Source organism: Mongoliitalea lutea (assembly GCF_014652135.1).
Lineage (GTDB): Bacteria > Bacteroidota > Bacteroidia > Cytophagales > Cyclobacteriaceae > Mongoliitalea > Mongoliitalea lutea.
Window position 1 is genome coordinate 124,807 of the sequence record NZ_BMYF01000009.1, and the last position, 16,667, is coordinate 141,473.

The 16,667-nt window shown below is 34.1% G+C and carries 12 protein-coding genes; 2 read left to right on the top strand and 10 right to left on the bottom strand.

The features are described from left to right. The first annotated feature begins 152 nt into the window (after window positions 1–152). Window positions 153–713, top strand: coding sequence for an aminoacyl-tRNA hydrolase (gene pth, locus IE080_RS08960; protein ID WP_189580923.1), 561 nt, complete (start codon window positions 153–155; stop codon window positions 711–713). Here the strand turns inward: pth and IE080_RS08965 are convergent, their stop codons facing one another. The 6 genes from IE080_RS08965 to IE080_RS08990 all read right to left on the bottom strand — a co-directional run bounded on the left by IE080_RS08965 (window position 714) and on the right by IE080_RS08990 (window position 9,381). Continuing rightward, window positions 714–2,624 (bottom strand): polysaccharide biosynthesis protein, encoded by a 1,911-nt coding sequence (locus IE080_RS08965; protein ID WP_189580926.1) that lies wholly within the window; start codon window positions 2,622–2,624, stop codon window positions 714–716. It abuts the gene before it with no gap. A 195-nt stretch (window positions 2,625–2,819) separates the two neighbouring features. Beyond that, on the bottom strand, window positions 2,820–3,980 hold the full coding sequence (locus tag IE080_RS08970) for a glycosyltransferase family 4 protein (RefSeq protein ID WP_189580929.1): 1,161 nt from the start codon (window positions 3,978–3,980) through the stop codon (window positions 2,820–2,822). A 125-nt stretch (window positions 3,981–4,105) separates the two neighbouring features. After that, complete coding sequence (gene cysC / locus IE080_RS08975) at window positions 4,106–4,621, bottom strand: adenylyl-sulfate kinase (RefSeq protein WP_189580932.1); 516 nt, start codon at window positions 4,619–4,621, stop codon at window positions 4,106–4,108. After that, the gene (locus tag IE080_RS08980) at window positions 4,618–5,814 is read right to left on the bottom strand and encodes a nucleotidyltransferase domain-containing protein (RefSeq protein WP_189580935.1); all 1,197 of its coding nucleotides are present in this window, start codon (window positions 5,812–5,814) and stop codon (window positions 4,618–4,620) included. The genes cysC and IE080_RS08980 overlap by 4 nt, the downstream gene beginning before the upstream one ends. A gap of 26 nt (window positions 5,815–5,840) precedes the next feature. Then, window positions 5,841–7,625: an ABC transporter ATP-binding protein gene (locus tag IE080_RS08985; protein ID WP_229800564.1), complete on the bottom strand. Its 1,785-nt coding sequence runs from the start codon at window positions 7,623–7,625 to the stop codon at window positions 5,841–5,843. Then, complete coding sequence (locus IE080_RS08990) at window positions 7,591–9,381, bottom strand: asparagine synthase-related protein (protein WP_189580937.1); 1,791 nt, start codon at window positions 9,379–9,381, stop codon at window positions 7,591–7,593. Before IE080_RS08990 ends, IE080_RS08985 begins: the two co-directional genes overlap by 35 nt. Before the next feature lie 358 nt (window positions 9,382–9,739). On the opposite strand from IE080_RS08990, the gene IE080_RS08995 reads away from it, so the two are divergent. Then, window positions 9,740–10,339: an SET domain-containing protein-lysine N-methyltransferase gene (locus IE080_RS08995; RefSeq protein WP_189580940.1), complete on the top strand. Its 600-nt coding sequence runs from the start codon at window positions 9,740–9,742 to the stop codon at window positions 10,337–10,339. A gap of 3,750 nt (window positions 10,340–14,089) precedes the next feature. Here the strand turns inward: IE080_RS08995 and IE080_RS09000 are convergent. The 4 genes from IE080_RS09000 to IE080_RS09015 are packed head-to-tail and all read right to left on the bottom strand — an operon-like array spanning window position 14,090 to window position 16,586. After that, window positions 14,090–14,515, bottom strand: a complete 426-nt coding sequence (locus tag IE080_RS09000; RefSeq protein ID WP_189580943.1) for a lasso peptide biosynthesis B2 protein — start codon at window positions 14,513–14,515, stop codon at window positions 14,090–14,092. Further along, window positions 14,505–14,792, bottom strand: coding sequence for a PqqD family protein (locus tag IE080_RS09005; protein WP_189580946.1), 288 nt, complete (start codon window positions 14,790–14,792; stop codon window positions 14,505–14,507). Before IE080_RS09005 ends, IE080_RS09000 begins: the two co-directional genes overlap by 11 nt. Before the next feature lie 26 nt (window positions 14,793–14,818). Next, window positions 14,819–15,682 carry a sulfotransferase domain-containing protein gene (locus IE080_RS09010; protein ID WP_189580949.1) on the bottom strand — a complete coding sequence of 288 codons (864 nt, stop codon included), beginning with the start codon at window positions 15,680–15,682 and terminating at the stop codon, window positions 14,819–14,821. After that, window positions 15,672–16,586, bottom strand: coding sequence for a hypothetical protein (locus IE080_RS09015; RefSeq protein ID WP_189580952.1), 915 nt, complete (start codon window positions 16,584–16,586; stop codon window positions 15,672–15,674). The genes IE080_RS09010 and IE080_RS09015 overlap by 11 nt, the downstream gene beginning before the upstream one ends. Window positions 16,587–16,667: the final 81 nt, after the last annotated feature.

The following is a 16,667-nucleotide window of genomic DNA, read 5'->3' on the forward strand; positions in this document are numbered from 1 at the left end:
ATTATTCTTAAAAAAGTATCAAGCAATTTCAGGACGAGATAAACGAGTCTTGGTTCTTGATTCTTGTCTCGTCTCTCACCTCTCGCTTCTCGTCTCTCGCTTCTCACCTCTCGTCTCTCGCTTCTCATTTCTCGTTTCTAAAAGTCTAAAAAATGAAATATCTCATCATCGGTTTAGGAAATATTGGCCCTGAGTACGAATTGACTCGTCATAATGTAGGTTTCCTGACAGTTGACCGTTTGGCTGATAAACAGGACGTAAGCTGGAAAAGTAATCGTTTAGCTTTTACCACTGAATTTAAGTATAAAGGCAGAAGCATACACATGATCAAGCCTACCACTTATATGAACCTTAGCGGAAAAGCTGTTAATTATTGGATGAAGGAATTGAATATCCCTAAAGAAAACATCTTGGTGATTGTGGATGATGTAGCTATTCCTTTTGGGAAATTGCGCATGCGGGCCAAAGGTTCAGCAGCAGGTCATAATGGACTGAAAAATATTGAAGCACTTTGTGGCGGACAGGATTATCCGCGTTTACGCTTCGGCATAGGAGATGATTTCCCCAAAGGAAGACAAGTAGATTATGTTTTGGGAAGATGGACTCAACAGGAAATTGATGAATTACCCACTGCCATGGACAAAGCAATCGAGATGTGCCTAAGCTTCTGCACAGTAGGAATATCGATGACTATGACGCAGTTTAATGATTAATTAATTCAGTCTATCCAACACTTCAAACCTTGAAGCATTACTTATAAATTCTGGTACTATTGATTTCAAATGGGAAACCAAATCATTCTCAATCCCCTTTTCAATTAATTCATTAAACAATTCAAATTGCCGTTCAATTTTATAGTATTCACTAGGCGAAACTTGAGCAATTTTAATTTTGGGGTGATGGGTAATTTTAACAATTTCTGAGTCATTCAAGAGTTCTTCAAAAAGTTTCTCTCCTTCTCTGAGCCCTGAAAACACAATTTTAATATCCTCATCTACTTTTTTACCTGAAAGCTGAATCATTTTTTTGGCCAAATCGACGATTTTCACGGGGTGTCCCATATCGAATACAAAAATTTCTCCACCGTTACCCATGACTCCAGCTTCCAACACCAATTGGCATGCTTCTGGAATAGTCATAAAGTATCGTGTGATTTCTGGATGAGTCACAGTTATTGGGCCACCTTTTTGAATTTGTTTCTTGAAAAGCGGAATCACAGAACCATTTGACCCGAGTACATTACCAAAACGAGTAGTTATAAATCGGGTATGGAATCGTCTATGATTGTTTTCTAAAAAGGAATTAAGGGCTTGTACATACATTTCGGCCGCTCTTTTAGTAGCTCCCATGACATTAGTAGGGTTCACAGCCTTATCTGTACTTACAAAAACAAATTTCTCAACGTTATGCAGAACAGCCATATCTGCAAGAATTTTGGTCCCTAAAATGTTTGTCTTTATCGACTCCTCAGGATAATTTTCCATCATCGGCACATGTTTGTAGGCCGCAGCATGAAAAACAATCTCAGGTCTATAGGTTCTGAAAACAGCCTTCAACTTTTTCCTATTTCTAATATCCGCGAGAATTGTTTTTTTAGCACAAATAACATCTGCTTCTTTCAACTCTTGCTCAATATCATACAAAGGAGATTCTGCCTGATCCAAAAGAATAAGCAACTTAGGCTTATAATGAATAATTTGTCTACACAACTCCGAGCCAATTGATCCTGCGGCACCAGTTACCAATACAACCTTCCCAACAATATCCTCTTCTATTTTAGGATTATCCAAGGAGATTTGCTCTCTACTTAACAAATCCTCAATTTTGACTTCACGTATTGCACCTGCTTGTAAACCTCCGTTTATCCATTGATTTATTGGAGGTACTATTCTAACATGGATATTCAACCGTAGACATTCGTCAATGATCTCCCGCTTCCTTTGCATTGAAATATCCCTTACAGCGATAATTAATTCTGTTACTCCATGACTTTCAATAAGTTTGGACAACATATTAATTCCTCTGTATATCTTCTTACCATCAATGATTTTTCCTTCTTTCTTCGGATCATCGTCTAAAAATGCAACCGTTTCGAAATGAGTTTTACTATCTCTTTTTATTACATCTTGAGCAATAATTCCAGCCTCCCCTGCTCCAAAAACAACCCCCTTTTTTACTTCTAAGGGAGCAACTGAGCTTTTTAGATACACAAATAACTCTTTAACTAAAAGTCTGTAGAAAATTAACAGAAATAAAGATGATAAAGAAGCAATTATAAGAATCGAAGTAGGCAACACATATCTATCGCTAAGAACATTAAACGTTAGAAAATTGAGACTAAAGAACAATAAGAAGACTAAAACAATCGTTTTAAAAATAATAGTTCCATCTTTAAATCCTGTATGTCGTACAATACCTTCATAACTCCTGGTAAAAAGCATGACTAACACACCACCTAGCATAAATGCCAAGCTTCCTGCAAACGAATCATGTTCCTTGATTACATCAAGTTCAAAATTGAACCTTACTAAATATCCAAAAAAGGCTGATTGATACAGAATAAGGGCATCCAAGGAAGCAATGATCCACCTTGGTAAAATTTTAAGTTTCTTTAAAAAATCCATTGTAAAGTATTATCCAAATGCGATGTGGGTAATTTATTTACACAAATATACTTTTTTTTCTCTGAACAGGAATAAAAGTGAAGAAATTTACTCATTATTACATCAATTTTGGTAAAAGTAGGTCAATTTTATTCTTTTCTTTTGTAATTTGAATAGTTATCGAATTATAATTATTTGATAATTCCTTCAAAACTGCTAGTTATTTGAAATTTTCGCATCTTCCAATATCTCTGCTGAAACTTTCGTTTTTGAAGTAGTACTCTTCGTCTTGTTTTTTCTTTTGGCAAGAATAGGAGGAGCTTTAGAATTATTTTTTTTGACTTGTTTTAAGGTGATTGCATCCAGTTTCAAGCCAAATATTACCGCTGTAAGAATCACTACTGGCAACATAACATAATCACTAAAGTTAGAGCCTAAAAATATAATTCCAATAAAAAATATTTTTAGAGAAATTAGGATCAATGTGACTTGATCGTGGCGAAAGCCCATTCTCATTAAAAAATGATGAACATGGGACTTATCTGGAGACATAGGTGATTTACCTTGCATCATTCTTCGAATAAACACACGGCTTGTATCATATATAGGAACAATCAATATTGCTATTCCTGTTGCTATTGGTGCAGCAAACTTTACTCCCATCACCCCAAGGGAATTAGCATTGGTATCAATAAAGTAAACTGTTAGGACAGCTAGTGCAAAGCCTATACTAAGAGAGCCTGTATCACCCATAAATATTTTCGCGGGATGCCAGTTAAATAGTAAAAATGAACAAATACCACCAACTAAAGCAAAGCTAAAAAGAGAATAAGACATCATATCCATACTTGCAAACCACCAACCCAAAAACACTAAAGGAATTAAACTCAAACTTCCTGCAAGGCCATCTAACCCATCAATTAGATTGAAAGCATTGGTTAATGATAAAATTGTGAAAATAGATAATAAATAGCTTGACCATAAAGGAATATCATAAATCCCCATGAACCCATATAAACCTGTCAGGCGGATATCTGTCATAACTACGACCATATACGCTGCGACAACCTGAGCTCCTAATTTCTGCCATGCTGTAAGGTTAACCAAATCATCTCGTAAGCCTACAAAAAAAATCAAACCAAATGCTGCTAGAAAAAACCGGGTTTCCAATAAATTCTCATAACTAAACCAAATCGCAACGGATATAAAAGTCGCAAGAATGAAACCTATCCCTCCCATAGATGGGATAAAGCCACTATGGATTTTTCTCCCTCCCGGAGCATCCATTATATGCATTTTCCTTAAAACTTTAATTAGTATGGGAAACGTTAGGAATCCAATAACAAAAGCAGTTGCTATAATTTGAAAAATTTTCATAAAAATTCGTTTACGATTCAAATATATAAATAAAAAACAAACACTAAGTCAAAAGCCTACAAAAATCTTATTTTGAAGTCTTTAACAAAAGGCACCCTTATAATTCAAATGTTGTTTAATTCGCACTATGGTTCCAAATAAGCAAGAATCTTTTGGATGCACTCATTTACAGAATTTTCTGCTGTCTTGAGATGGATATGTGGGGATGATGGCGTTTCATAGGGGGAGCTTATGCCTGTAAACTGATTAATTTTCCCTGCTCTTGCAAGTGCATAGAGCCCTTTCACATCCCTTTTTTCACAAATAGACAAAGGAGCATCCACAAACACCTCTACAAATCTTTCTTCTCCAACTGTAGACCGAATCAAAACTCTATCAGATTCAAAGGGAGTTATAAAGGCAGCTAATACAGTCATTCCTGTATCTAAAAGAATTTTTGCCAGCTCGGCAGTCCTCCGAATGTTTTCATGCCTGTCCTTGTCTGAAAAGCCTAAATCTTTGTTCAATCCCTTCCTCAAAGCATCCCCATCAAGCAGATATACCATTGATGATTGCTGTAATTCCATTTGTAAAGCTGCTGCCAAAGTGGATTTTCCACTACCTGATAATCCAGTAAACCAAATCAAGATGGGCTTCTTCATGAAATATTATTCCTTAAGCCTGAAATTAAATAATTGGAAAATTTTTTCACCTCCAAAGGAGCAGGATAAATACTCATTTGATAATTAACATAATTGAAATGAAAAAACTTGATTTTTTGCAGTATTGATTTCTTTCCTTTAAATCCCCCAAAAATATTTTTTTTCATCACTTGATAATTATTTTGATCATCAATATCCCAAAGTGCTACCAATCCTACAGTAAATTGTTGATTTTCATTAGAAATAGATAAAACTTCCGGGATTTTTATCCCAAACAAATCATCTAAAATTTTACATCCTGATAATAAAGGTTCCAAAAGATTACTTTTCATAGCCATTTTTAAAAGTTTGTCCCAATCAAATTCCTGCTGATACTTTAGAATTATATTCAAAAAATCCTGAATATGCCGTAAACTTACCCACTGCTCTTTTCCTCCATGATGTAACACCATGCTCAGAAGCAAATCCTCAGGGCAGGGTATCCTAGTAACTAATCCATGAAAGTTGTATTCAATACTTCGTTCAAACACACCTGCCGGATTATAATCAAAGGCATACAAGGCTTGGTTAAATCCCCAATGCAAATCAACCAATTCACTCCCTCGCATCAGGGTGATTTCACAAAAGTATGGGGAATTCAATTTCTTTTTCAATCGTTCAAATTCCAGAGAAAAATCATATTGCCCTTCATTGATTTCTTTATGCACAGGGATAAAGTAAATCTTGAAATTTAATTCATGTAAAATTTTTACTGCTTCCAGCACATACTCTTTTGGAACTAAAATATCTAAATCACCACTTTCTCTAAGTTGATTATTTTGGTATAATAAATCAATATAAAGGTTTCCTTTCAAGAGCATAACAGGGATTTGCTGTTCTTCTAACTTTAAAGCAATTTCCTTAAAGCAAAGAATACTGGTTAAATTTTTCCTAATCCGGAAAATATTCTTGATCGTTGGTTGACTAGATTGAGGAGAGAGCTGGGAAATTCCCTCTCTCTGAAGCATAGCCTTTAAAAGTGGCCTTATCCTATGGATTGAAGCGAGTGCTTTTAATCTATCAAGATTAATATCAGAAAAATATGTAAAATCAGCCTTAGTGAGCACCTTAGTAGCCATACCAATCTCCTGAATTAATATTCGGAGTTCTGGAGAAATAGATAAACTATCAAAAGTAGGCACAGTGGCTGGCATAAATAATCGCAAGTAAGAATTCTAATTTAATCAAAATTTTGATTCAAATAAAGATTTTTAAATACCCCTTCCTCTTGAATCAAGTGATCAAAATTACCTTCTTGCACAACTGCCCCCCCCTCAAAAACAAAAATTCGATCTGCATGCTTTAAGTTATACAAGCGGTGTGTAATCAGAATAATCAGCTTATCCGATCTATTCTGCATTAAATTTTTGAAAATCTCGCTTTCTGACATAGCGTCTAAGGCAGATGTAGGCTCATCCAAGACAATGATTTGTGCATCTCTATAAAATGCCCTCGCAATCGTCAATTTCTGCCACTGTCCACCACTCAAGGCATTCCCATTGCCAAAAATTCTTCCCAGTTTTGCATGTATCCCTTTTGGGAATTTAGAAACAAAGTCCATGGCATTAGCCTGCTGCACGGCTGAAGTAATCTTAGAATCATCTCCTTCCCCCCCCTCTAGGCCTAAACGAATAGAATCAGCGATTGAGAAATAGTAACGTTGGAAATCCTGAAACAAAAAAAGCGTATGCTTTCGATAACTTTTTTCCTCATACGATTCCAAAGGTTTTCCATTTAATCGTATCCTATTTTCCTTGTCAGAGTATAGCCCTGCCAACAATTTAACTAACGTTGATTTTCCTGAACCATTTTCACCCACAATTCCAATTACTTGACCAGACTGAAGTTCCATTGAAATGTTGCTCAAGACTTGTTTTTTTTGCTCAGGATAGATAAAGTCAACCCCAGCTAAGGAAAGTTTAATAGGTGTCTGAGGAAATAACTCCTTACCTTGAAATACAGGTGAACCCGAGTGAATACCTAAAAAACGAAAAAGGTCTTTCAAAAATAATCGCATTTGAAGTAACTGAACAAAAGAATTTAAAAACCCTTTCAAATTTTGTTGCATGCGTTGGATTCCCTGCAAATACACGATCAATAAACTGATTTCAAGTAAGCCATCCAATGCATTGGAGGCTATTTTGAATAAAATATAAAGTAACACCCCGATTTCCGCCAATTCAGCGATTACAGCATAGCTTAATAAGTTCCGCTGCAAGCCGCTTTTTTGATCCAGTATTAATTTTTTCAGCGCGATAAATTTTTGAAGAAGTCCTTTTCCAAAATCTAAGGTACGAACCTCGTGGGCGAAACTTTCAGTAGTCAAAATATGATGATAATAGGTTGACTCCCTTTCTTGGGGTACTAGTTTTTTTTCAAGCTTATATAAAGCAAACCCATTATACCATTTGATAACCGCAAGCGGTAAAGCGATCAAGACTACCAACCAAGCATACATTTGAAGCAAACTGAAAAAATAGCCTAATAAAAAGATTAAAGATAATAACTGGGTAAACGTTTGTTGAAGTTGCGTAAACAATTGAGGAATTTTGTAGACTGATTGCTTTTGAGCTAGATGAAGGCTATCATGGTAACGGGCATCTTCAAAGTATGCAAATGGAATTTCAATGGATTTTTGAATAATGTCTGAGGCAACTTTATCCGAAACCTTTTGTTGAAAAATACCCGATTGATAGGAATGCCATTGAGAAATGATTGCTTGCATGACTTGTAATCCACCCAAACCAAGCAACCAGATCAACATATCATCTATGGAGTTCTGAGAAGATGTCAATACAGCATCAAAAAAACCTTTAGTCAAGATTAAAATCCCAACAGGAAAAGTGGCCAACAAAAGCTGTTGAAGCACGATTAACATGAAATCAACCTTTGATACTGACCAAATGATCTGGAGAGCTCTTACATATAGATTAATCCCCAGCAGCTTCATGTACGTTTTTTTCACTCAAATACTGTTCAATAAAATAGTCCATTGATTTAGCAAAAACAATTCTCTTTTTTTTCATGAGTTCCGATTCAGCAGGAAGCTCTTCCAACTTTTGAACCTCTTCCAATAAATTCATAGAATTTTTCAACGTATACAGCTTGAGTTGCTCGTACTTATCGCTGATCCAATAATCAGCAAAAGCTAGAGTTTTTGCGCCGCTAAATTTAGGCTGCAAACGGACTACATCTGGCAATATACCTTTACATATATTTCTAAAAACCGCCCTATTGTAAGGTTTGGGTTTAAACATATGGACAGGCAAACTGTAAACCGCTTCCAAAAGTCGTATATCCGCCAAAGGATAAACCATATCGATTCCATACGTATTAGCAAATAGTCCTTCTGATTCGCATCGCAAGCAAATGTGGGTTTGGGTCATTTTAAAGCGTTGAAATTCTCTAAAGCTCGAAAAAAAAGGAAAAGCTTCATCTTCTTTCGATTCCTTTAAGGGATAGGTGCTCCTAAGAACAGAGCGCATTTCCTGCAAAGCGGAGAAATCAGAAAAAAAAGAGCCTTCTTTTTTCAACTTAAAATAGTTTAAAATTCCTTTGATGGCGTTCATCCTAAAATCCAAAAAATGTTGAATGAGACCTTTGACATCTATTTTCGCGAGATATTCATAATAATATTTACCCCCCGAAAAGGAAACACCCTCATCCCCTGGGAATCCACTGAACATTACCTCCACACCTTCCTTAGCGGCATTCATAAACAAAGTATCCTGCCATATACTAGTTTGAGAAGTGATTTCACCTTCGACAGCAAGGGTTCGGCCCAGTTCTTCCCAAACATTTTGATAATGAAACGATTCAATTAAATGATGATTGGCTCGATTCAAGTTGGCATAATCCAAAATCGCTTCTTGAGTCCGCTGTTCATCTACCAATTTCTCCCCATATTTTTTTGTCTCCTCATTCAAAACAAAAGAAAAAGTATGCAAGTCATCACGTGACATCAATCGGGATAGCAATACAGTTATTGCTGATGAATCCATTCCTCCACTGAGTTGAGAACCTACCGACTGCTTTCCTTTAATTCTACAGGCAATCGCTTCAGAAAAAAGTTCACGCAGATACGTAAGATAATCTTCCTCCGTCTTGCAAAAGCTTAAATCAATACTTTGCAAATCCCAGTACTTTTTTTCAAAGAGTTTTCCATCATGACTAATTTCTAAAAAATGTGCTGGTTTTAGCCTTTTGATTCCTTCAAAAGAAGTCTTTTCAAGGGGATTATTGATTTTTTTCAACTCTCGAGCCAAAAAAATCTCTTGTAGCGATGGCTTAGTTGGCAACAATCCCATCAATGAAGGGATATCAGATGCAAAGTAAAGATTTTTATGATCATTGAAATAAAATAATGGTTTGATTCCAATATGATCTTTTATTAAATAGCAATCCTTGTCTACAGTATTGTAAATCACACATGAAAAATCTCCTATAACATGCGTTAAAAAATCAACACCTATTTTTCCAAAACCCAATATCATAACTTGTAAATCACTCACTCCATCGTCGATAGTAAGGATCCTATGTAATGAAGAGCGGTTGTCTATCCTACAAAAACCGGTAGCTATCCAACGATCATCTGGAGTTTTAACCAATGATAGATCCGACGTCCAAAGTGAAAAATGTTCCGTTTGAAATGTTGCTGATGGCATCCTAACCAATTCATAATTGAATGAATCCAGTGTGATAATGCCTTTAAAATTACGCATGAGAATACTTTTTTTTATGTTCAAAGATATTGCTTTCTTAGCGAACTTCCATTTGATTGTATGTGAAATGCGAAACCTAAAACATTTTTATGAACAATTATAAATAAACTATACCAATGAAGTAAATGAAATAACAAATCAGATTATCTGCAATGATACCATCAGTGAATATTTTAACTGTTGATAAGGGAGTAATTGTCCAGTTATCTGACCTTAGCGGACTTAAAACAAGCTTCGTGTATGCAGCGTAAGTGGTTATTAATGAAAAAGGAGATATCCATTAAAAAAAATTTAGACTGAAAAATGATGGTTTAAACCCATTAGTTTTAGGAAAATCCATTACTTTTAAAGAAAAAAGATGGCATTTCCAGATCACCTACTACAAAAATTGCAAGACTTGCAAAATGAATTTCCAGCGTTAGTGAATCAGACAGTTCGATTTGGAGAGAACGTTTCTATCCAACCTACGACTACAGAGCTTGAACCAAAAAAAAGGCCTGAAAGGCTGATGGGACCCTCTGCAAAAATCCAAGTTAGACTGTCTCCAATACATGGTTACGGCATATTTGCAGTCACAGATATCGATCAAGATGAGCTTATTGAGGAAAGTTTGCTGTTAGAACTTGGCCTTAGGAATAGACTGATTTCTGATCCGGTGATTAAAGATTATATTTTCATAAAAAGCAATCCTGAAGAAGTACATGAATACGGCAGCAAGGTCCTACTTGGTTTAGGTTATCTAGGTATTTACAACCACCAAGACGAACCAAATGCTGCTAAAAAATTTGATTTCTTGCACAATATAGGAAGGATTTATGCTCGAAGACCCATCCTAGCTGGGGAAGAAATAGTTATCACCTATGGAAAACAATACTTTCGTAACAGGAAAATATTCTACGGATTGAGCCAACAAGTTCAGCAACTGATATTGAAGACAGATGAAAACGAGAAGATTTAACTATTGTATTGTCTACACTTAAGAAGCTCCGCCAACAGGGATGGAACCATTAAGGTAATCTTCATACTTTCCTGCAATAGTACCTCCATTGATTTCAAATGAAAGCATCTTAGGCATTGTCCATTGTTTTTTCATAACTATTATATTTATATCAAAAATAGAAATAAAAAGCATATTTCGTAAATAATAAGTAAAAAATTTAGTTAAAAAATATGAATTCACTCCCATTAAAAAATAAAGCTTGTTATTTAGAGTCATAAATATGGGGAGTATCAATAAATAAGAAAACCCCATAAAAGCTAGCGAAAGCCAAATTCGGGGTTTTATATTTATGTTTTAATAAACGAGTAAGCTGATTTTCAGTAGACAAGGCCCTTGCCAAAATAGCACTTTTAAAATTACTTGCGCAAGACGCACTGATGAAGTGAATTAAAGCTTTTCTTTAGAAGCCGCCAACAGGTACATAATAAGATACATCTTCAGCTCTATTAACATCGGGTCCACCGTTTATCTGGATAGAAGTATTTTTTGGATTTGACCATTGCTTTTTCATAAGAAATAATTTATTTATTTTGTAGGTATGGCATTTTTATTAAAAACAATTTCCTAATATAATTAAATGAACACCTAGGTAAATGAAGGGTTTCTGAATATTTCTCTAAATAGGTTTATGCTATAAAAAAGTAAAAACTGTATGGAAAGACTTACAAGATTCCACTACTAAGATAATGAGAACACATAATAAGAATCAGATGAAATCGATCCATCCCTTGCAGTTTCCTTAAAAAGTAACTTGGATACACTGCAAATTTGGATCAACTTAATTTCAAGATTAATCCGAGGGTAGGTTGAAGGGTAGATTCTTAGGGGACAAATCTACCTTAGAAATTAAGGGAGTTTTCTTGTGTGTCAGTAATCCAACATACTAATACACAAGTTTGAAGCACTGTGAGATCAACTGATACCAGGATGAAATTGGTATAGTATCAAAGATACAAGAATCACAACCAAGTACTGATGCAGAAGAATGAACTTTCAAAGTATGCATCTCATAAACCCCATATTTCCATGTGGGCAAACACTTCGTGAAATTGCATCATGAAAAAGATGCGTATTTTGAACCTCTTTGGACTTTTAAATTGTGATGCAAGGATGTTAATATAATACACATATTTGTAACACTATATCCACTCGCCCTAAACATAAAATTAAAATAATTCACTATTAGTGAGATAGGAAACTTCAAATTAGGAACCAGTGGGAGGACCAGCATATGTATAGAATTCACGGGTATGCACAGTTGGTCCGCTATTAATCTGTACAATAGTTATTTCAGGATTTGTCCATTGCTTTTTCATAAGAAATAATTTATTTATTTCGAAAATATGGCATTTTTATTAAAAACAATTTCTAAAGATAATTAAATGATCACCTAGGTAAATGAAGGGTTTCTGAATATTTTTCTAAATAGGTTTATGCTATAAAAAAGTAAAAACTGTATGGGAAGTCTTACAAAATTTAAGTACTAAGATAATGAGAACACATAATAAGAATCAGAAGAAATCGATCCATCCCAGGCAGTTTCCTTAAAAAGTAACTTGGGCCGACCACGAATTTGGATCAACATAATATCAAGATTAATCCGAGGGTAGGTTGAAGGGTAGATTCATATTGGACAAATCTACCTTGGAAAATAAGAGAGTTTTTTTCACGTAAGTAAATCAAAAAACTATCATACACAAGATACAATTACTGTTGAGAGATCACTTGATAATCTTAGGAATCTGGTAGACCAAGAGTAATTGTAGACTCATTACTAGATGCTATACCAGCTTTAATTTGAAATATAGGCATTTCTGGGTTAAAATAAGATAAGAAGCTGTGGATTCAGGAATTGCCGCAGAAAGTTCGTTTAAAGCAACCGGCACTCTAGAAAGTATCTTTATTTTTTTGATTTCAGTCAAAATCTTTAAGGGGAATATAAACGTAACAAAATTCAAAACTAACCTCCGTGATTTAAGAAGACCAAATCTTTTGATACTTAAAACAAATTATTTCTCTGAAAAAATGAATTTAAAAAAAATTAATGATGCATAATTAATTAAAATGGTTTTTCATTTAAAAATTTACAACTTTCACCTGAAACATGAACTAGAATTTGTAGGCTTAAGTGTAACCCATAAGTAATTTTATTGCTACAACAGGAAAATAAAAAACTATATTTAATATTCTTATATAAAAAATCTAAGTCAAGAACTTGAGATAGGGGAATAATAAATACCTCCTTCTTTTCCAGAAGCATCAAATCCACCAGCAATTTCGATTAAAATAATTTCAGGTTTTATCCATTGCTTTTTCATATGAGTTAATTTTCAACAAGTATAAGATTTTTTGCTTGAAAATGAATAAATTTTAAAATGAAATAACCAATTGGGTAAATAAAATGTAGCTAGTTCTTTTCCTTAAAATAAACCCTATAAAAAAATAAAAACTGTAAGGGAAGTCTTACAAGATTTCACTATTAAGATAATGAGAACACAAAATAAGAATCAGATGAAATCGATCCATCCTTGGCAGTTTCCATAAAAAGTAACTTGGGTCGACTACAAATTTGGATCAACTTAATATCAAGATTAATCCGAGGGTAGGTTGAAGGGTAGATTCTTAGGGGACAAGTCTACCCTAGAAATTAAGGGAGTTTTTTTTCACGTAAGTAATTCAAAATATAAGCAACCAGAAGTTTTAATCACCGAAAGATCAATTGATAATCTTAAGATACTGGATCTTTACCTCCCATGTATTCAAGACCAGGATCAGTACCAGTATTTATTTGAATTATAACCATTTCTGGATTGGACCAAGATTTTTTCATAACGATTTAATTTTAATTAGTAATAGATGTAAAATATTTAAATAGTAAATATAAATAGATTTTTTAATGTTCACACTCCTCAAACTTTTATACGCTAAACTTATCAAAATTTATGTTTGATCCATGGAAAATGACTGAAATTAAATTTAACAGAAACTTTCTATCAGAAGTAACCTTATTCAATATAAGCAGGTTTACATAAACGTAAATTAGAAATCAAAGACCTCGAGCGATATGAGGAATTATTAATGAAAACAAATAGTTTTCCAGAAAGGAAGGTTCATTATTTTAATTTATATTTCAAACCAATTTTCTTACAAGATATAATTATAACAAAATTTATCTACAACTTCTACACTATGTAATTAAATGTTTTTTTTTATAAATGAAAACATTTATTTCTTTAAAAGAATAAACTTGAAAGAACTATCAATGAAACATGATCAATTACTAATAAAAAGTGTAATACTTTTCAGTAAAAAAAGATGATACTGAAATTTCATGTATAGTAAAATTAAAGAACAACGCTTGATGTGTAGGACTACCCGAGAGAACGTATCGTATGATAGAAACTAAAAAAGTTCCTAGGTAGGAACTTTCTATGATTAGGCAACAAATAATTAACTTGTTAAGAACCCACTACTGGATAATAATTAGCTATTTCCGAAGGACCTGGAAGTTCTGTTCCTCCATTTATTTGGAAAGATTTCATAAAAGGTTTTGACCATTTTTTTTTCATGTGTATTTGGTTTAATATAATGTTAACAATCGATTTAATTGAATAATATGTTTAAAAGCCCTATTGTTTTACACAAAAAAGAACTCAAAGTATTCTACTTCACTCTCTAGATCTGGAATTTTACAACATGCCCACATGGTCAGTGGACAAATAGCAATTGATACTCAGATTCTTTGCATGCCCCCGACACGAATCGGTCACCCACTTTGACCCAAGAATGACCTTCTATCTGAGGGAACTTTTTAACGCCTACATGATAAACATGAGGAATATGATAGCTATTTAAGATTTTTATAGCTTGCCATGCTTGATGCCTGCAAACATTTTCCCAAGGAATATATTTTGATCCTAGGTGTATCGCAAAAGCAATGTCCTTGACTAAGCCCACATCAATACCATTTGACTGAATAATAGCTTTTTTCGGTGTATGACGACACAAAAATTCTGAAGAAGCTTTTGGGCTTTTCATCCATTCATAAATTTTTTTTTGGATAGACAACCATACTACCCATGCAAATAGGTATTTCCTTCTGTAACTTACCCCGAAAAAGCTTTTAAGCTTCATCTACCTCATTTTCTTTGATAAACCCTTTTTCTTCTAATATTTTCACCGAAGCTAGCAGTTGATCTATACAAACCTGTTCATCAACATCATATTCTTCTAATAATTTAGCTTTGATCGCTAACAAAGGTAACCCTTCTTGTATAAGGAGAAAAATACTACAAAAGGTAGGGTTTAAATTTAAATACTCATTACTTTCTACATCATAAATGATTCCTTCTTCATCCAACTGCGTAAATAAAATACGTTCATTGTTAACTGTATAGGAAATATTTTTCATAATTGCTAGTTTATTGTTTGTAGTGTTTACTTATTTAGAAAATCAATGGCATCCTGCCAATACCCAAATTTTTTCATCATTGGTTCATTGGCTTGAAGAATTTGCTGAATTTGTTCGAAATTTAATTCATTTTTCCACCTTCCAGTTTCTCCCTTATTAAAAAAAACTACCGATTTTTTAGTTTTTTCTAAAAATCCCTCACGTTTTTCTTGTTCTTTTAATCGTTGAAATGAGCTCAAATCAATCGCTTTTTTAACTTTTTCTTCTTCCGCATCTAATCCCATAACTTTCAATGCTTCTTTAAAAACTGCTAATGGATCTTCTTTCATGTCCTCATAACGGATTATATGGACAGGGATTTGTGTTTGACGAAGCCATGACTCCACATGCATACTCCAAGTACCCATTAATTGATATAGCTGATGAAACGATTTATTTTTCTTTAAAAAAGCTCCGTTTGAATTGCAAATAAAATGATCAATTGTTTGTTGGATTGATTGATCATTATGATTTGCAAAGGAAAGCACCACGTCCAATGGATTTCTCACCAAGTAGACCGCTTGATTATCTGGAAAAGTTGGGATAATTGCTTTACCATCCCAAGGATTAAATGTATAAGCATCATGAATCTTTACAAATAATGAAGATTCTTTACTATGAAGTATTTTATGGGACCAGGCAAGCTTTCTAAATTGAATTACTTCTTCGGTAGTTAAGTCATCTGTACAAAGATCCAAGACAACCTCGATTGCAACTTTAGATGAAAAAATACCATTAGTAGCCAATTGGTTGATATTGACTTCTCCATTTAAATAAGCAGTCAAAAAAGATCTAAACCAAGTATTCCCGGATTTAGGATAAGAAGCCAACCAAATTAATTTAGAGCTCATCAGATTTGAGAATTTGGTCAGCGATCTCTTGTGCAAATTCATGAAAAGAATTTCTGTCTTTAGGTCTTTTTGCCATCCAAAACTGAGTTTTGGCCGAAATCCCAGTTAATTGCTTGAACTGCGCCAGTTGCTTGTTCATACCATTAATCCATTGAGATCTATAAATATTATTACCTAAGTGTTGCATGCCCTGAGCTTTGGAAAGCTGTTCTATTGAAATAGAATCCCCTTCAATCTGCAAAAAAACTATCCCAGCCAAAGGGACCGGATCAGTAAAATATTCTTCATGAAATGGTATTCCGTACTTATCTACATCAACTCTGATTTGATAGGCATCATCCAGAGAATATGCGGCTTGGTTGTTTAAGGTATTTTTCCATGCTCTAATTAAAGGATAAGAGGGAATGGCATAACATCCTTTTTCACGAATATCAATCAGAGCTGTGTCATCACAGAAAATCCGATAACCCAGTTCCTTTAGTTTTAGTGCCGTGGTAGACTTGCCTGTTCGAGAATGTGCTGCAAATAACCATGCACAACCATCGGCATCTAATATTCCCGACACATGAAAAGGAATAAGATTTCGCTGATAGAGTAAAGCTGCTAGGGCATTGGAATTAAAAAACAACAAAATACTCTCCCAATCCTCACATAAAGGCTTGATCAAAATACTGTTGCCATTTTGAACCAAGTATTCTGCAACCTCAGGAACAGAATATTTAAACTCTTGGGAATTGTATTGAGAAAATGGTTTTATAACTACTGGGGATTGATTAAAAACAGGTAAATCCTTCACCAATGTGACACTAAAATCAACTTCTAATGCTTCTGAATAAGGAACCTCCAATAATGCAGGAAGCTCAATTGCTGACTGACATATTAACCCAAATACTTTGTAGTACACTATTTTTTAGTTTATGACTTTACAAAGATAAAAATCTAAGCCATAAAAAGTAATTTGGAGATAATGATCTTATGTACAAAT